The sequence below is a fragment of the Herbiconiux oxytropis genome, from assembly GCF_024979315.1.
Classification (GTDB): Bacteria; Actinomycetota; Actinomycetes; order Actinomycetales; family Microbacteriaceae; genus Herbiconiux; species Herbiconiux oxytropis.
Window position 1 is genome coordinate 422,855 of the sequence record NZ_JANLCK010000003.1, and the last position, 16,362, is coordinate 439,216.

Consider the following 16,362-nt stretch of genomic DNA (forward strand, 5'->3'; position numbering starts at 1 on the left):
ATGGACGACCCTCCCCATCACAGGCCCACGCCCCTTGCAGACATCGACCACGGCCGGCTGCTGACGCAGTCGCACCACGTGATCACTCTCAGGGGGCTGCCCCATGTATGAGCTGATCATGCTCGGAGTGGGCCTCGTGCTCACGATCGGCACCGGGCTCTTCGTGGCGAGCGAGTTCTCGCTCGTCAACCTCGACCGGCACGAGCTCGAGCAGCGCCAGGAGCGCGGCGAGAAGCGGCTCGGTCCCACCATCAAGGCGCTGAAGATCACGTCGACGCACCTGTCGGGCGCCCAGCTCGGCATCACGCTGACGACGCTTCTCACCGGCTACACCTTCGAGCCCGCCATCAGCTCGCTGCTCGCCGGCCCGCTCACCGGCGCCGGCGTGCCCGCGGCCGTCGTGCCGGGTGTCGGAGCCGTCATCGGCATCCTGCTCGCCACCCTGTTCTCGATGGTCATCGGCGAGCTCGTGCCCAAGAACTTCGCGCTCGCCCTGCCGCTGGCGACCGCCAAGGTCGTGGTGCCGTTCCAGACGCTGTTCACCACGGTCTTCAAGCCCGTCATCCTGCTGTTCAACAACACCGCCAATGCCCTCATCCGGGCCATGGGCATCGAGCCGAAGGAGGAGCTCTCGGGCGCCCGCTCGGCCGAGGAGCTCAGCTCGCTCGTGCGCCGCTCGGCCCTCGAGGGCATGCTCGACTCCGACCACGCCACCCTGCTCGGCCGCACCCTGCGGTTCTCCGAGCGCTCGGCGGCCGACGTGATGACGCCGCGGGTGCGCATGTCGAGCCTCAAGCCGCACGAGACGGCGGGCGACGTGATCGCGAGGGCCCAGCAGACGGGGTACTCCCGCTTTCCGGTGATCGGCGAGAGCGTCGACGAGATCGTGGGCGTCGTGCACGTGAAGCAGGCCTTCGCGGTCGACCTCGACGAGCGTGAGAGCACGGCCGTGGAGCAGTTCATGGTGGAGCCGGTGTGGGTGCCGGAGTCGATGGGCATCGACACGCTGCTGCCGCTGCTCCGGCAGGGCGGCTACCAGATCGCCATCGCCACCGACGAGCACGGCGGCACCGCCGGGATCGTGACCCTCGAAGACCTCGTGGAGGAGCTCGTGGGAGAGCTGGAGGACGAGCACGACCGCCTGCACGCCGACATCGTGCGCACCGGCCGCTCCATCACGTTCGATGCGAGCCTCCGCCCCGACGAGCTGCTCGAGCGCACGGGCGTGACCGTGCCGGAGGACGGCGACTACGAGACGGTGGCCGGGTACGTCATCGACGAGCTCGACCGCCTGCCCGAGCTCGGTGACGAGGTAGCGATCGATGGCGGGATGCTCCGGGTGGAGCGGGTCGACGGGGTGCGCCTCGAGCGGCTCCGCTACCTGCCCGACGACGACGGCATCTTCGCGGAGCGCATGACGACCGATGTCGGCACCGGATCGACCATGACGGGATCGACGACCACCGGATCGACGACCAGGAAGAAGGAGAACGTATGAGCGACATCGTTCCCGGCATCGTCTGGCTCGTGATCCTGCTCGTGGTCAACGCCTTCTTCGTGGGCGCCGAGTTCGCCGTGATCTCGGCCCGCCGCTCGCAGATCGAACCGCGCGCCGAGGCCGGCAGCAAGGCCGCGAAGACCACGCTCTGGGCCATGGAGCACGCCACTCTCATGCTCGCCACGAGCCAGCTCGGCATCACGGTGTGCTCCCTTGTCATCCTCAACGTCTCCGAGCCCGCCATCCACCACCTGCTCGAGTACCCGCTCGCGCTCACGCCGCTCAGCTCCGAGCTCATCGGCGGCGTCGCGTTCGTGATCGCGCTCGTGCTCGTGACCTTCCTGCACGTGGTGTTCGGCGAGATGGTGCCGAAGAACCTCAGCTTCTCGGTGCCGGATCGCGCGGCGCTGCTGCTCGCACCACCGCTCGTGCTCGTCTCGAAGATCGTGCGCCCGGTGATCTGGTCGCTCAACGGGCTCGCGAACCTCATCCTGCGCGCCGTCGGGGTGACGCCGAAAGACGAGGCCACGAGCACCTACACGCTCGAGGAGGTGGCGTCGATCGTGCAGCAGTCCACGCGTGAGGGCATGCTCACCGACACCTCGGGCACCCTCAGTGCGGCGTTCGAGTTCACCTCGAAGAAGGTGCGTGACGTCGAGGTGCCGGTGGCCGAGATGGTGCTGCTGGCGCCGGATTCGACGCCGCGCGACATCCAGCGCGCGGTCGCCGAGCACGGGTTCTCCCGCTACATCCTCACGAACGGCGATGGCGAGCCCACGGGCTACCTGCACCTGAAGGACGTGATGGACCTCACGGCCGACGGCGCCTTCGACGAGGCCGTGCCCGCGAAGCGCATCCGCCGCCTCGGCTCGGTGCCGCACGACGCCGACCTCGAGGACGCCCTGGCGCTCATGCGCCGCCGCGGCGACCACGTGGCCCGCTCACTCACCCCCGAGGGGGCGGTGACGGGCGTGCTCTTCCTCGAGGACATCATCGAGGAGCTCGTGGGCGAGGTGCAGGACGCCACGAGCGCCTGACCCGAGCGCCTGTGCCGAGCCGCTGACCTCGGCGCCTACTCGGCGAACCGCACCCAGCCGTCGGAGCCGCGCTCGAGAACCGTGACACTCGCGTTCTCGAGCGGGGCCCCGGCATAGGCGGCGGCGCGCGTGAGGTAGGTGAACAGCGTCACGCCGTGGCTCACCACGAGCACGTCGCCCTCGGGATGGGCGGCCACGATGTCGTCGAAGGCGGCCTCGATGCGCTCGACGTAGTCGCGGGCGTGCTCACCCCCGGCGAAGCCCGCGAACGTGCCGCCGACGATGCCCGTGAAGATCTCGCGCACATCGCCCACCGCGAGCAGGTCGGCGTTCGGCCGCGACTCGAACTCGCCGAAGTGCAGCTCCTTGAGCCGCTCGTCGAGCGTCATCCGCACCATCGGGTGGTGCTGCAGGATCTCCGTGGCCGTGGCCACCGTGCGCCCCGACGGCGACACGTAGGCCGCCTGGAACTCGACGTCGCGGAGCCTCTCCGCGGTCGTCCGCACCCCCTCGAGCCCGGGCTCGGTGAGGGACGAGTCGTCCCAGCCCTGCACCTTGTCCTCCGAGTTGAGCACGGTCTGGCCGTGGCGGACGAGGTGCAGGCGGAGGGGCGTCGAAGTCACCCGTCCAGTCTGCCCGAGGCGCGGAGGTGAAGGGGCGGGAGCCCCGCACGATCGTTTTCGAGTCTTGCTACGTTCTTCTCATGGGCCACCCTCTCGGATACCTGCGCGTCGTGGGCGTGGCGAGCGCCGGCCTGCTCCTCGCCCTCTCGGGCTGCAGCCCGGCGGACCCGCCATCCGAGCGGCGCACCGTCATCGACATGCTGCAGCAGGACTGGCGGCACGTGGCGGGGGTCGTCGCCGACGGGGATGGTCTGCGGGTGGCTGCGACGGGCAGGAGCATCGTCGAGCAGGACGGTGAGGGAGGCCGGTCGAATCCGCCGGTGAACCTCGCGGGAACGCATCTGGTGGCCGACGAGGACTTCTCGCTTCGTGCGTCGTTGACGGATCTGACCGCCGATGCCTCCCTGGCCGTCTACGACAGCCCGCCGGTGATCGCCGACGAATTCCGGATCGAGCCTGCGGGATTGACGCTCACGCTCCGCGGCGACGAACTCCGGATCACGATCTTCGACGGCTCCCTCCCGCAGGATGCGATTGCCCCTCAGCCCGTGCAGGACGTGAGCGTCACGGTCCCCGACCCCCACGCGGAGCTCGTCGTGAGCCGTTCCGGCGACCAGCTCGAGGTCGTCAGCGGTGACCGAACGGTGGTCTCCCTGCCCTTCGGCGACGTCTTCGGCTCTGGCGAGCTGTGGTTGGGGTTGTCGAGCGAGGACGGGTCCTTCACAGTCGGTTCCCTCACCGCCGAAGCCCCGGGCGGCGCTCACCTGGCCACCGCGGGTTCCGCCGCGGCTGACGCGGAACGCTCTCCGGATGGTCTGCAGGCTCTCGCTGCCCGCGCTCGCCCTGGCTTCCTGATCGGCGCGGCGGTGGCACTCGGTCCGCTCGTCTCGGACACGGACTACGCGAACACCGTCGTCGGTGACTTCGGCGCCCTCACCCCGGAGAACGCGATGAAGCCGCAGGCGCTCGCCCCACGGCAGGGCGAGTACACCTTCGAGGAGGCCGATGCCCTCCTCGACGTCGCGGAGAGCAAGGGCATGGCCGTGCACGGCCACACCATCGCCTTCACGGAGGCGATGCCCCGCTGGATGCGGGAACTCCCCGCCGACACCGAGCAGGAGCGCGAGGCCAGCGGCCAGGTGCTGCTCAACTACGTGACCACCGTCGTCACGCACTTCAGGGGTCGGCTCGATTCGCTCGACGTCGTCAACGAACCGTTCGACGTCGACCAGGGAACCCGCCTGCAGGAGAACATCTGGCACCGTGTCTTCGGGCCGGCGTATCCGGTGGTCGTCTCCCAGGCGGTTCACGATGCCGATCCGGAGATCAGGCAGTTCATCAACGAGAACGGCGCCGACGTGCTGGGACCCCGTCAGGACGCCCTGCTCCGGCTCGCTCTCGACACGAACGAGCAGGGCGGACACATCGACGGCGTGGGTCTTCAGGCTCACGTCTACCACCTCGACACCGACGCCATCTCGGCCGACGACCTCGCGACGACGTTCGACAGCTTCGAGGACGCCGGCCTGGTCGTTCGAATCTCCGAGAACGACGTCACGGACAGCGAGGGTCGGGCCGCCCAGGCTGAGCAGTACGCCACGGTCCTCGCGGCCTGCCTCCGCTCGGAGGCCTGCGTCTCCTACACGACCTGGGGGGTGGACGACCGGTTCGACTGGTGGATCGACGACGACGGCGAGCTGCGGCAGGGCCACGACCTCCTGTTCGCCGACGGAGAGCCGACGCCCGCGTACGACGCGCTCAGGAGGCTCAGCCGAGGATGACGGGCGAGAACTCGGCGCAAGCCCGCTTCGTTTTCCGGCTGTCCCATTCATGCGGCGGACCCTAGGGTGGGTGCACGCTGCCGGGTCTGACGATGAGGGAGGCCGATGCGGTTCAGTGACCAGGAGAGCATTCTCCCCTCCGCACCTGAAGGTGACCTCGACCGGTTCCGGGAGAAGCTGAACGCCGCCTACTACCCGGCCCTCGTCGACGTCGTGGGGGAGCGCCCTCGCCTGCACAACGCGAGGTTGAACGCGGTTCCCCTCCACCGCAGCACGATCGGATTCGTCCGATTCGGCCATCAGGCGCTCGTCGACCCGGGGCGGATCGACTCCTACCACGTCAACGTCGCCGTCGCCGGTGCGATCGGGTCGGTCTGCGGCTCGCAGTCCGTGCTCGTGGCACCGGGAACGGCGGCCATCTTCACGCCGAACGGGCGCACGCGATTGCCGTTCTGGAGCGACGACGCCGCCCAGTTGTGCATCAAGCTCGACAAGCGGATGGTCGAGGAGGAACTGGCCGTGGCTCTCGGCCGCCCCGTCGGCAGACCGCTCGACTTCTCGATGGCCCTCGATCTCGCCTCGACGGCGGGAAGGCGATGGCAGCAGACGCTCGGTCTCCTCGTCGAATCGGCCGCGACCGGACCTACTCCGCCCGCCGTGCTCGATCACCTCGAGCGTGCCCTGGTCGGCGAGCTGCTGTTCGCCTCTCGCAACAGCTTCTCCGAGGAGCTCGCGGAGCCCGGCGCGAAGCTCCTCCCGCGAACGGTGCGACGGGTCGTCGATCTGATCGAGTCCTCTCCGGAACGGCTCTTCACCGCGGGTGACCTCGCGCAGCATGCCGGGGTGGGGGTGCGTCGCCTCGAGCAGGCCTTCAAGGAGCACGTCGGTTCGTCGCCGCTGGCCTACCAGACGCTCGTGCGGCTGCGTCGAGCCGGCGAGGACCTGCGTGACCCGCACCGCGACGAGACGGTCACCACAGTCATGCACCGGTGGGGGTTCAGCAACCACGCTCGTTTCGCCGCGCTCTACCGCCGGGAGTTCGGGGTGAACCCCGCCGACGCGCGGAGAGCGGCACACGGTCCCGAACCCGAGTGAGTCGCGGGGTGTGCGCTGCGGAATACGGCCGAATCAGGTCGCAATCCGGCTGAACCGGCTGCGCCCGTCGTTCCTATCGTGGGGTCATCAGCTCCGGCCGACGACGGCCAGAAGGGTCCACATCGATGACGATCTACGACACCACGGAACGCACCGGCGACCAGTTCGACCACCTGCGCCCCCACTTCGACACCGAGCTCGTGGCACGTGCCACGGCGCTCATCCCTCTCATCCGCGAGCACGCCGCCGAGACCTCCGAGCAGGGCTTCGTCGCACCGGCCGTCATGGCGGCCCTCGACGAGGCCGAGCTGCTGAGTCTGTTCGTGCCCCACCGCTACGGAGGCCATGAAGCCTCGATGCGCACGTCGATGGAGGTGCTGGCCGAGCTCGCCAAGGGCGATGGATCGACCGCCTGGGCGGCGTCTCTCCTGAACGTCTGCACGTGGTTCGCCACGACCTTCTCCGCAGAGGCCCAGGATGAGGTCTTCGGAACGAACCCGCGCTCGAAGGTCGCCGGCATCTTCACTCCGGGCAGCACCATGACGCGGGTCGACGGCGGCTACCTGGTGAGCGGGCGCTGGCCGTACTCCTCCGGGTCGTTCGCCGCCGATTGGGCCGCTCTCGGCATCGCCATGGCAGTGCCCGAGGGGGAGGACCCGCGCGCTCTGGCCCTGTTCTCACGAGACCAGTTCACGATCGAGCGGACCTGGTTCGTGACCGGCATGAAAGGATCCGGCAGCGACACGATCGTGCTCGTCGACCAGTTCGTGCCCGACCACCGGGTGCAGCGGTTCCAGGACATGCGCGAGGCGCAGTACCTCACCCCGCACCAGGCCGAGGAGCGCAACTCGAACATGGCGTTCATCCCGGTCGCCGCTCTCGTGCTCATCGCTCCCCAGCTGGGACTGGCCCGCCACGCTCTCGAACTCACGCTGGTGAAGCTGCCAGGCAAGTCTGTCGCCTACACGAGGTACACCGAGGCGAAGAACTCGCCTGCACACCAGTTCGGTGTGGCAGCGGCGGCGACGAAGTTCCGCCTTGCCGAGCTGCTGGCCGGCGAGGCCGCCGACCTCATCGATCACCGCGCCATCCTGCGAGAACTGCCGACCCGCACGGAACGGGCACAGATCCGGAACGACACCGGTGTGGTCGCCGAACTCGTCAAGGACGGCCTCGACCTGCTCCTCACCGCCAATGGAGCCGGGTCGTTCGCCGAGGCCAACGTGCTCAGCCGGATCTGGCGCGACGCCGAGATCGCGGGCCGTCACGCCTACGTCACCCCCGAGGTGGGCAAGGAGGTCTACGGCCGAGTGCTGCTCGGCGCCGACGACGCCCTCACGATGGACATCTAGGGGCAGCCGTGATCCACGAGCATGCGATCATCGCCATCGCCCCCGCCGACGTCCCGGTGTTCGAGAACCGGATCTCCGCTGCCTGCTCGATCCTGCTCCGTTCCCCCGGATGCGCGTCGGCCGAGATCCGGCCGACCCTGGACCGGCCGGGTCAGTACCTGCTGACGGTGGGCTGGGCCTCCCTCTCCGACCACCTCGAGACGTTCGCCGCGAGCCCGGCCGCGACCGAGCTGCACGACCTCATCGGCTCCCTCTTCGCCGAAACTCCGGTCGTCGTCCACGTCGAGGCGGCGTCGTGAGCGAGGGCGAGGGCGCCGGAGTCGCTCAGGCCTTCCGGGAGGCGTTCCGAGCCCACCCGGCCGGTGTCGCGGTGGTGACCGCCGACGTGGGCGGAGGTCCGGTCGGGTTCACCGCGACCTCGGTCGCCTCACTCAGCATCGAGCCGCCGCTCCTCGTGTTCTCGGTCGTGTCCTCCTCCTCGAGCGCGCCCGCGATCGCACGGGCCGAATCCGTGGTCGTCCATCTGCTGGATTCCGAGCACCTCGGGCTCGCGAAGCTCTTCTCGACGAGCGGCGTCGACCGCTTCGCCGATCGCTCGTCGTGGAGTCGGCTGCCGACCGGTGAACCCTATCTCCCGTCGGCGAGGTGGCTGCGGGGTTCGGTCGCCAGTCTGCTTCCTCTGGGCGGCTCTTCACTGGTCGTGGTGCAGGTGAATGCCGTCGGCCCCTCGATTCCCGGTGAGAGCGGTAAGGGGGCCCGACCTGACCCGCTCGTCTACCACGACCGGACGTGGCATGCGATCGGTGAGCGCTCTCTCCTTGGAGACTGAGGGCGGCCGAGTCAGAGGTGCTCGGCCGTCGAGCCTCGCTGCAGGAGGTGGGGTTCGAGGGAGACCGTCATGGAGGAGTCGCCGTCGATGGCCGCGAGCAGGAGCTCTGCCGCTCGGCGTCCCGCGAGCCGCGTGGGCGCGGAGATGGTCGTGAGCGGCGGCACCAGGTACGGGGCGGCGGCCGGGTCGCCGTAGCCGATGATCGAGACGTCGTGGGGCACGCGGAACCCCGTCATGCGGGCCGCGCCGTAGCACCCGGCGGCCGCGCCGCCGTCGGTCACGAAGATGGCCGTGGGACGGTCGGGCCGGGTCAGGAGGCCCTGGCAGGCCTCGGGGGCCGACGACGGCCGCTTGGGGATGAAGGTGGCGTACAGGGCCGTGACCTCGCCCGGCAGTCGATCGACGGCCGCGGCGAAGTCCTCGCGGAAGCGCTGCCCGAGCGGAGTCGACGGCGGCTCGGCCAGAAGCGCCAGACGCCGGTGGCCTAGGCGGTGCAGGTGGTCGACGGCGCGCGCGACACCGTGGGCCTGGTCGATGACGACGTCGAGGCCCTGCTCGTGCTCGAAGCCGACGGCGACGGCCGGGTGGGCGAACGATGCGCGGTCGAGCGTCCGCGCATCCGGAACGAGCACGATCGAGCCGTCGAGCAGCCCGTTCGAGGCCCTGAGGAGCCGCCCGTCGTCGCCGAAGTTCACCACGAGGGCCACGCCGGCCCGGCCGAGCCTGTCTTCGACGCCCTCGATGAAGTCGGAGCTCTGCTCGCGGAGAGCACGGGGGACGGAGAGGCTGACGATGTTGGAGCGCTGGCGCCGAAGCCCCTGGGCCAGCGTGTTCGGCCGGTAGTGCAGGGCGTCGGCGGCCTCGAGCACACGGCGCACGGTCTCCGGCGTGAGCAGGTGGCGTCGGTCGGGGTCCAGTGCCCGCGAGACCGTCGCGCGGTCGACGTGCGCCAGGCGAGCGACGTCGCGCTGCGTCGCCGTGCGCGGGGTGGCTACGCGGCCGTCGCTCTCGCTCATCTGCCCATCCTCTCGCGGATCGCCGCCGCTTCCGAACTCGGCTTGACAAGCGCGGGTTCCATCACCATTATTGTGCACACGAGTGCACGTGCACACGAGTGCAGACATGCAGGACCGAAGAGAGGTCACGTCGATGGAGACGAAGCAGAGCGGAGGGGCGACCCACACGGCCACGAGTGCACGCCCGTCCCTCATCCACGCTGTCGGGGTCACGAAGTCGTTCGGCGGTGTCACGGCCGTATCGGGAATCGACCTCGACGTGCACGAGGGCGAGGTGGTCGGCGTCATGGGCCCCAACGGCGCCGGGAAGTCGACCTTCCTCTCCCTGCTGGCTGGGGCTCAGCGCCCCACGAGCGGCGAACTGGTCGTGGCCGGGCGCCGGATGCGGTCGGCCGACCGCGCTGCCATGGCGCGACTCGGTGTCGGACTCGCCCATCAGATCCCCAAGCCCTTCCGCAAGCTCACGGTGCGGGAGAACGTGCGGGTCGCCGCCCAGACCGCTCCGCGCGCCCGCCGCCGCGACCTGGTCGAGAAGGCGCTCGAGATGAGCGGCATGGCCCCGAAGGCCGACAGCCCGGCGGGGGAGCTCGGCCTGCTCGAGATGAAGCGGCTCGAACTGGCGAGAGTGCTCGCTCTCGATCCCACCCTCGTGCTCCTCGACGAGGTCGCCGCCGGGCTCAACACCCGCGACCTCGACGAACTGATCGCCCTCGTCGCCTTGATCCGGGACGAGGGCCGCACGCTCGTGATCGTGGAGCACGTGCAGGAGGTGTTCCATCAGCTCGCCGAGCGCATCGTCGTGCTCGAGTGGGGGCAGAAGCTCACCGAGGGCTCGCCGGCCGAGGTGGCCGCCGACCCTCGCGTCGTCGAGATCTACCTCGGTGAGAGCATCGGGGCCGAGAAGCCCGCGCGCACCGCGCCGCGCCCCACGACGGAGGCGCCGCTGCTCACCGCGACCGGGCTCACCGCCGGCTACGGGCAGGCGACGGTGCTGCACGACGTCGATCTCGAGCTGCATGCCGGCCGTGTGCTCGCCGTGCTCGGAGCCAACGGCGCCGGCAAGTCGACACTGGCCAAATCGCTCGCCGGCATGATCCCGATCCGGTCGGGCACGATCTCGTTGGAGGGCGCACCCATCGACCGGCTCGGCTCGTTCCAGCGGGTGCGGCGGGGGCTCTCGCTGGTGCCGGAGGGACGCCGCCTCTTCGCCGACCTCACCGTGCGCGAGAACCTCGAGCTGGGTCTCGGCCCCCGATCGGCCGCCGACTCGCTCGAGCGCGTGCGCACCCTCTTCCCCAAGCTCGTCGAGCTGTCCGACCGGGCCGCCGGAGCACTCTCCGGGGGCGAGCAGCAGATGGTCGCCATCGGCCGGGCCCTCGCCTCCGAACCGAAGGTCATCGTGTTCGACGAGCTCTCGCTCGGGCTCGCACCCGTCGTCGTCGACCGCCTCCTCGAGGCCGTCGGCGAGATCGCCGGGTGGGGAACGGCGGTCGTGCTCATCGAGCAGAACGTGCACCGCGCGCTCGCCCTGGCCGATGAGGCGCTCGTGCTCCGGCAGGGCCGCGTGGTCTTCCGCGGCGACCCCGGCGAGTTCACCGACGAAGCGCTGCGACTCGCCTATCTCGGCGCCGACCTCTGACACCCACGAACCCATCACCCCGACCCGGGAACCCATGAAGCGACGAAGGAGTCCGCAGATGAAATCCACCACCAGTAGGCTCGCCGTGACGGCGGCAGTCGTCATGACGACGAGCGTCATCCTCGCCGGTTGCGCCTCCAGCGGCGGGGGCGGAGGAGAAGGAGGAGGTGACCCGGTGAAGATCGGAGCCAGCCTGCCGCTCACCGGCCCCCTCCAGGCCTTCGGCACCTCGCTCGAGATCGGCTACCAGAAGGCGGTCGACGAGGTGAACGAGGCCGGTGGCCTCGACATCGACGGCACGAAGCGCCAGGTCGAGCTCGTGGTGCAGGACAACGCGTCGACGGGCGACACCGCTGGTTCGCAGGCACGCGACCTCATCCTCGACGACGAGGTGGTCGCCCTCCTCGGACCGGCCACCCCGCCGCTGAGCATCCCGGTGTCGGCGGCCGCTGAGCAGGCCGGCATCCCGGCCCTGTTCACGATCACGCCCATCGAGGCCTGGAAGGGTGGCAACCCCGACGGGTGGAACTGGGCCTGGGACGTCTTCTTCGACGAGGACCAGATGACCGACACGCAGTTCCAGGCCGCCGATCTGGTCGAGACCAACAAGAAGGTCGCCCTCTTCACCGACCAGGAGGAGGACGGCATCGTCATGGGCGGCCTCTGGGCCGAGAAGGCGGCGGAGTTCGGCTACGACCTCGTCTACCAGGCCCAGTTCCCGGTGGGCAACACCAACTTCTCCAGCCAGGTCGCCGAGGCGAAGGCCGCCGATGCCGACATCATCATCTCCCAGGTCATACCCCCGGACGGCATTGCGCTCCTCAAGGAGTTCAAGGCCCAGAGCTACGACCCCGAGCTGTTCTTCCTCGAGAAGGCCGGCAACACGGGCGGCTATCCGGAGCTCACCGAGGGGCTGGCCGACGGCACCCTCGCCGCGAACTGGTTCGCGGAGGGTTGGGGCCTCGACCGGGAGGCCGAGTTCATCGACGAGTTCGCGGGCGATCTCGGGGGTGTGAACTCCGACCTCGGCACCATCGTCTACGGCTACTCGATCGCCAAGGTGCTGCTCGACGCCATCACCACGGCAGGCAGCACCGATCCCGAGGCGATCAACGAGGCCATCGGCGCCACGGATGCCGTCTACCCGGCGGGCCGCATCGCCTTCGGCGACGACAACACGGCCGCCACGATCGCGGTGCAGACCCAGTGGGTCGGCAACGACGCGATCATGGTGCTCGATGCCGACGGCGAGGCGGCGGCCGATCTGGTCGTGCCGACGCCCGGGCTCCGGTAGCCACCGCACCGCGATGCAACTCGTCATCGACGGCCTCCTGACCGGAGGCCTCTACGCGGCAACCGCTCTGGGACTCTCCTTGGTGTTCGGCACCCTGCGCATGGTCAACCTCGCCCACGGCGAGCTGCTCATGGTGGGCGCCTATCTCACCTCGGTGCTGGTCGTGGCGCTGGGTGCCGACCCGCTGATCCTGGCGATCCCCGCAGCCATCGTGCTCGGTGCGCTCGCCTACCCGTTGCAGCGGTACGTGCTCACGCCGATCATGGCCAGGAACGCGGACGCGCCGGTGACGGCGACGTTCGGCGTGAGCGTGGCGGTGCAGAGCGTGCTGCTTCTGCTGTTCACCTCGAACCCCCGTTCCCTGCCGGCGCCGTACGCGACGGCGAGCTTCGAGGTGCTCGGCGTGACGGTGCGCGTCGCGCTGCTCATCGCGACGGCGATCGGTGTGGTGCTCGTGATCGGCCTGCACCTCCTGCTCACCAGGACGCCCTTCGGAAACCGGGTGCGGGCGGCCGCCGGCGACGCGGTGGCGGCAGGCCTGGTAGGCATCGACGTCAACCGCACGTTCGCGATGGTCTTCGCCATCGCCGCCGCTGCGGCCGCGATCGGCGGGTCGCTCATCGCGGTGACCTACTCGGTCTCGCCGAGCGGCGGCACGTCGTGGCTCGTCATCGCGTTCACCGTGGTGGTGATCGGCGGCCTCGGGAGCATCAGGGGGACCCTCGCCGGCGCCCTCATCCTCGGCGTGGTGCAGACGGTCGGCGTGGCGGTGGTCGGTGCTCAGTACCGCGACATCATCGTGTTCGGCCTCCTGGTCGTCATCCTGCTCATCAGGCCCCGAGGGCTCTTCACGAAGGCGCAGCGCGTATGACGAATTCACTCGACTCCACCCCGAAGACGGCGCGGGCCGTCGACGGCTCCGGCCCGGCACGCCGCCGAAGCATCGCTCCCGCGGCGCGCTACCTGATCCCGCTCGTGCTGGGGGTGGCGGCCATCCTGCTCGCCGACGCGCTCGGCCGCTCCATTGCGAACCAGGGCACCGAACTGCTGCTGCTGGCACTGCTCGCCCTCTCGTGGAACGTCATCGGCGGCTACGGCGGGCTCTTCTCGCTCGGGCACCAGGTGTTCGTGGGTGTCGGCGGCTACGCGCTCATCGTCATCCTCAGCTACACCGATCTGCCGCTTCCCGTCGTGCTGATCGCGGCCGCGCTGCTCTCGGCGGTGACGGGTATGGTGCTCGGCTACCCGATGCTGCGGCTCCGCGGGCCCTACTTCGCCATCGGCACCCTCGGCGTCGCGCTCGCGGTGCTCGCCTGGATGCTCAACTGGCCGTTCACGAAGGCGTCGCAGTCGTATCCGCTGCCCATGAGCGACTCCCTCGGCTTCACCGAGCTGTTCCAGCTCACCATCGTGATCGCGGTACTGGCCCTCGTCGCCATCACCGCCCTCGTGTCCTCCCCGCTCGGGCTCCGGCTCGTCGCCCTCCGCGACGACGAGCACGGCGCTGCGAGCCTGGGCGTGCGGCGGGTGCGCACCCTGCTGCCCGTCTGGGCCGTCAGCGGGTTCCTCGCCGGACTCGTCGGCGCGCTCTTCGCCCTGCAGCAGGGCAGCCTCACCCCGGCATCGGCGTTCAGCATCCAGTTCGTTCTCGACGCCATCGTGGTCTGCGTCATCGGCGGGGTGGGCACGCTCTACGGCCCCCTGCTCGGTGCGGTGGTGGTGTTCGCCCTCAGGCAGTACACCGCCGACTTCGGCGAGTGGGCGATGCTCATCGAGGCCCTCGTGGTGATCCTCGTCGTGCGGCTCGCCCCCGAAGGGCTGTGGGGAATCCTGTCCAGAACTATCCGTGCCGTGCGTCGCGGACGACAGGCGGGCATCGCCCCGCAGAAAGAAGGACGATCGTGAACACCGTGCACAAGGCCGACGTGGTCATCAACGGTCTCGGGCCCGTGGGCCTCATGGCCTGCATCCTGCTCGGGCGGCGCGGCTACACCGTGCACGCCGTGGAGCGTTGGCACCAGCAGTACGGCCGCCCTCGCGCGGTCACCTTCGATCACGAGATCGCCCGGGTGCTCGGGATGCTCGGGATCGACGCCGACAACGATCCGGGCATCGAGCACCACGGCGATCACTACTACTGGTTGAACGCCGACGACGAGATCCTGTTGGAGCCCGACTGGATCTCGACGGAGTCCAACGGCTACCACAACCGCTACTGGTTCAATCAGCCCGAGCTGGAACGCCGCCTGCTCGTGCTCATCGAGACCCTGCCGAACGTGCACGTGCACTACGGTCGGGAGGCGGTCTCGTTCGAACAGGATGCCGAGGGTGTCACCCTGCGCTACCGGGAGATCGTGAAGGGCACGACCACGGTGGAGTTCGCCGAGGGCGGGGAGAGCGGCGAGATCCGGGCCTCGTACGCGATCGGGGCCGACGGTGCGAACAGTTTCATCCGTCGCTCGACGGGACTGGAGATGACCGACCTCGGCTTTCTCTTCACCTGGCTCATCGTCGACACCCGCCCCTTCGAGTACCCGAGCTATCGCACCGCGCACTTCCAGATCTGCGACCCGGCACGCCCCACCACCGTGGTGCCCGGAGGCCCCGGGCGCCGGCGCTGGGAGTGGATGCTGCTGCCGGGGGAGGATCCCGTGCAGTTCGGCTCGGAGGAGAACGTCTGGCGGCTGCTCGAGCCGTGGGGGATCCGCCCCGACACCGCGGAGCTCGAGCGTGCCGCGGTGACCCGGTTCGAGGCCAAGTACCTCGAGCAGTGGCGGGAGGGCCGGGCGCTGCTCGTCGGAGACGCGGCGCACCTCATGCCGCCGTTCGCCGGCGAGGGCATGTGCGCAGGCCTCCGTGATGTGGTCAACCTCGTCTGGCGGCTCGACCGGGTGCTGCAGGGAGCGGCCGACGAGGCCCTCCTGGACGAGTGGTCGGACGAGCGTCGCGAGCAGGCCAAGTGGTACATCGAGTTCTCGGTGGGCCTCGGCGAGGTGATCTGCATCTCCGACCCGGCAGAGGCCGCTCTGCGCGACGCCAGGATGAAGGCCGAATACGCCGTGCAGTCGAAGGTCGGCCCGGTGCCGACCCACGATGCGCTGCTCGGGGCCGGCACCTGGATCGCGGACGACCCGCTGGCGGGCCGGACCTCGATCCAGGGCAGGGTGGCCTTCCGCGGGCGCACCGGTCGCTTCGATGACGTCGTGGGTCGCGACGCCTGGTTCCTTCTCAGCACCGTGCCTCACGGTGCGGATCTCGACGACCGTCGCCGTGAGCTCCTCGACGCGATGGGCGGCTCGGCGCTCACCGTGGGTCCGGCCGGGAGCGGGGCCGAGGTCGTCGACCTCGACGGGGGCTATGCCGAGTGGTTCAGCCGGAACGGGGTCGAGCACCTCCTCGTGCGGCCCGACTTCTACGTCGCCTTCACCGCCCGCGACGCGACGCAGCTCGCCGAGCGCTTCGACACCATCACGGCCTCCGTCATCACCGACGCAGCCGCCCAGGAGAGGATCACCGCATGACCGTCACGACCATCACCATCTCGAACCCCTCGGGGGAGGGCAACCTGCTGAACCCCGACGTCATCGCGCGGCTGGTGGGCGAACTCCAGCAGGCCGACGGCGATCCCGCCGTGACGGGCATCATGCTGACGGGGGCCGGTTCGGTCTTCTGCAGCGGCCTCGACATCCCCGCGATCAAGGCCGGAGGAGACCCGGTGGAGTTCGCGACCGCGCTCGCCGGACTGCTCAAGCTCGTCCCCACCCTGTCGACGCCGATCGTCGCCGCCATCAACGGCGACGCGGTCGCGTCCGGTGCATCCCTCGTGGCCATCATGGACTACGCCGTCTGCACTCCGGATGCCCGGATCGGCACGCGGGAGGTCAGTCTCGGCATCTGGCCGATGGTGGCGCAGGTGCCGCTGATCCAGAGACTGGGCGCGCGCTGGGCCATGGAGAACGTGGGGTCGGGGGAGCCCTTCACCGCGGAGCGGGCCCGCGAGGTCGGGCTGGTGAACGAGATCGTCGCGCCCGAGCGCCTGCACGAGGCCGCTCAGGCGTGGCTCGAGAAGGCGGCGCGTGCGGGCGCTGTCACGGCGGTGGGGCGCCCGGCGTTCTACCGGTTCGCCGAACTGGGCTATGACGAAGCGCTCGACGCCTCGGTGGAGCTGTTCGCCGAGATGAACCGGCCGGCCCGATGA

15 protein-coding genes are annotated in these 16,362 nt (G+C 69.8%); 13 read left to right on the forward strand and 2 right to left on the reverse strand.

What is annotated here, in order from left to right:
• Positions 1–103 precede the first annotated feature (103 nt).
• Positions 104–1,498 (forward strand): hemolysin family protein, encoded by a 1,395-nt coding sequence (locus tag N1028_RS07805; RefSeq protein WP_259526380.1) that lies wholly within the window; start codon positions 104–106, stop codon positions 1,496–1,498.
• Positions 1,495–2,535, forward strand: coding sequence for a hemolysin family protein (locus tag N1028_RS07810; protein WP_259526381.1), 1,041 nt, complete (start codon positions 1,495–1,497; stop codon positions 2,533–2,535). Before N1028_RS07805 ends, N1028_RS07810 begins: the two co-directional genes overlap by 4 nt.
• Before the next feature lie 35 nt (positions 2,536–2,570).
• Here N1028_RS07810 and N1028_RS07815 read toward each other — a convergent pair whose 3' ends face one another.
• Positions 2,571–3,158 carry a histidine phosphatase family protein gene (locus tag N1028_RS07815; RefSeq protein ID WP_259526382.1) on the reverse strand — a complete coding sequence of 196 codons (588 nt, stop codon included), beginning with the start codon at positions 3,156–3,158 and terminating at the stop codon, positions 2,571–2,573.
• Positions 3,159–3,238: 80 nt separating this feature from the next.
• On the opposite strand from N1028_RS07815, the gene N1028_RS07820 reads away from it, so the two are divergent.
• From N1028_RS07820 to N1028_RS07840, 5 genes are all read left to right on the forward strand, one after another.
• On the forward strand, positions 3,239–4,939 hold the full coding sequence (locus tag N1028_RS07820) for an endo-1,4-beta-xylanase (protein ID WP_259526383.1): 1,701 nt from the start codon (positions 3,239–3,241) through the stop codon (positions 4,937–4,939).
• A gap of 105 nt (positions 4,940–5,044) precedes the next feature.
• A complete protein-coding gene (locus N1028_RS07825; RefSeq protein WP_259526384.1) occupies positions 5,045–6,034 on the forward strand; it encodes an AraC family transcriptional regulator in 990 nt (329 codons plus the stop codon).
• Between the two features lie 125 nt (positions 6,035–6,159).
• The gene (locus N1028_RS07830) at positions 6,160–7,386 is read left to right on the forward strand and encodes an acyl-CoA dehydrogenase family protein (RefSeq protein WP_259526385.1); all 1,227 of its coding nucleotides are present in this window, start codon (positions 6,160–6,162) and stop codon (positions 7,384–7,386) included.
• 8 nt (positions 7,387–7,394) lie between these two features.
• The gene (locus N1028_RS07835) at positions 7,395–7,685 is read left to right on the forward strand and encodes an antibiotic biosynthesis monooxygenase family protein (protein WP_259526386.1); all 291 of its coding nucleotides are present in this window, start codon (positions 7,395–7,397) and stop codon (positions 7,683–7,685) included.
• Positions 7,682–8,215: a flavin reductase family protein gene (locus N1028_RS07840; protein ID WP_259526387.1), complete on the forward strand. Its 534-nt coding sequence runs from the start codon at positions 7,682–7,684 to the stop codon at positions 8,213–8,215. Before N1028_RS07835 ends, N1028_RS07840 begins: the two co-directional genes overlap by 4 nt.
• Before the next feature lie 11 nt (positions 8,216–8,226).
• On the opposite strand, the gene N1028_RS07845 is transcribed toward N1028_RS07840, so the two are convergent.
• Positions 8,227–9,231, reverse strand: a complete 1,005-nt coding sequence (locus N1028_RS07845; RefSeq protein ID WP_259526388.1) for a LacI family DNA-binding transcriptional regulator — start codon at positions 9,229–9,231, stop codon at positions 8,227–8,229.
• A gap of 106 nt (positions 9,232–9,337) precedes the next feature.
• Between N1028_RS07845 and N1028_RS07850 the strand changes: the two genes are divergently transcribed.
• From N1028_RS07850 to N1028_RS07875, 6 genes are read left to right on the forward strand one after another with little or no spacing between them, the layout of a single operon-like run.
• Positions 9,338–10,870 (forward strand): ATP-binding cassette domain-containing protein, encoded by a 1,533-nt coding sequence (locus N1028_RS07850; protein WP_259526390.1) that lies wholly within the window; start codon positions 9,338–9,340, stop codon positions 10,868–10,870.
• 58 nt (positions 10,871–10,928) lie between these two features.
• The gene (locus N1028_RS07855; RefSeq protein ID WP_259526391.1) at positions 10,929–12,164 is read left to right on the forward strand and encodes an ABC transporter substrate-binding protein; all 1,236 of its coding nucleotides are present in this window, start codon (positions 10,929–10,931) and stop codon (positions 12,162–12,164) included.
• A gap of 13 nt (positions 12,165–12,177) precedes the next feature.
• The gene (locus tag N1028_RS07860; protein WP_259526392.1) at positions 12,178–13,035 is read left to right on the forward strand and encodes a branched-chain amino acid ABC transporter permease; all 858 of its coding nucleotides are present in this window, start codon (positions 12,178–12,180) and stop codon (positions 13,033–13,035) included.
• Entirely contained in the window at positions 13,032–14,069 is a 1,038-nt protein-coding gene (locus tag N1028_RS07865) for a branched-chain amino acid ABC transporter permease (protein ID WP_259526393.1), read from the forward strand. The genes N1028_RS07860 and N1028_RS07865 overlap by 4 nt, the downstream gene beginning before the upstream one ends.
• Complete coding sequence (mhpA, locus tag N1028_RS07870) at positions 14,066–15,685, forward strand: bifunctional 3-(3-hydroxy-phenyl)propionate/3-hydroxycinnamic acid hydroxylase MhpA (RefSeq protein ID WP_259526394.1); 1,620 nt, start codon at positions 14,066–14,068, stop codon at positions 15,683–15,685. Before N1028_RS07865 ends, mhpA begins: the two co-directional genes overlap by 4 nt.
• The gene (locus N1028_RS07875; RefSeq protein WP_259526396.1) at positions 15,682–16,362 is read left to right on the forward strand and encodes an enoyl-CoA hydratase/isomerase family protein; all 681 of its coding nucleotides are present in this window, start codon (positions 15,682–15,684) and stop codon (positions 16,360–16,362) included. Before mhpA ends, N1028_RS07875 begins: the two co-directional genes overlap by 4 nt.

Bases quoted from the DNA above. Each gene is read 5' to 3' on its own strand.
- N1028_RS07805 (WP_259526380.1), top strand. From the start codon at position 104: ATGTATGAGCTGATCATGCTCGGAGTGGGCCTCGTGCTCACGATCGGC.
- N1028_RS07810 (WP_259526381.1), top strand. From the start codon at position 1,495: ATGAGCGACATCGTTCCCGGCATCGTCTGGCTCGTGATCCTGCTCGTG.
- N1028_RS07820 (WP_259526383.1), top strand. From the start codon at position 3,239: ATGGGCCACCCTCTCGGATACCTGCGCGTCGTGGGCGTGGCGAGCGCC.
- N1028_RS07825 (WP_259526384.1), top strand. From the start codon at position 5,045: ATGCGGTTCAGTGACCAGGAGAGCATTCTCCCCTCCGCACCTGAAGGT.
- N1028_RS07830 (WP_259526385.1), top strand. From the start codon at position 6,160: ATGACGATCTACGACACCACGGAACGCACCGGCGACCAGTTCGACCAC.
- N1028_RS07845 (WP_259526388.1), bottom strand. From the start codon at position 9,231: ATGAGCGAGAGCGACGGCCGCGTAGCCACCCCGCGCACGGCGACGCAG.
- N1028_RS07850 (WP_259526390.1), top strand. From the start codon at position 9,338: ATGCAGGACCGAAGAGAGGTCACGTCGATGGAGACGAAGCAGAGCGGA.
- N1028_RS07855 (WP_259526391.1), top strand. From the start codon at position 10,929: ATGAAATCCACCACCAGTAGGCTCGCCGTGACGGCGGCAGTCGTCATG.
- N1028_RS07860 (WP_259526392.1), top strand. From the start codon at position 12,178: ATGCAACTCGTCATCGACGGCCTCCTGACCGGAGGCCTCTACGCGGCA.
- N1028_RS07865 (WP_259526393.1), top strand. From the start codon at position 13,032: ATGACGAATTCACTCGACTCCACCCCGAAGACGGCGCGGGCCGTCGAC.
- N1028_RS07875 (WP_259526396.1), top strand. From the start codon at position 15,682: ATGACCGTCACGACCATCACCATCTCGAACCCCTCGGGGGAGGGCAAC.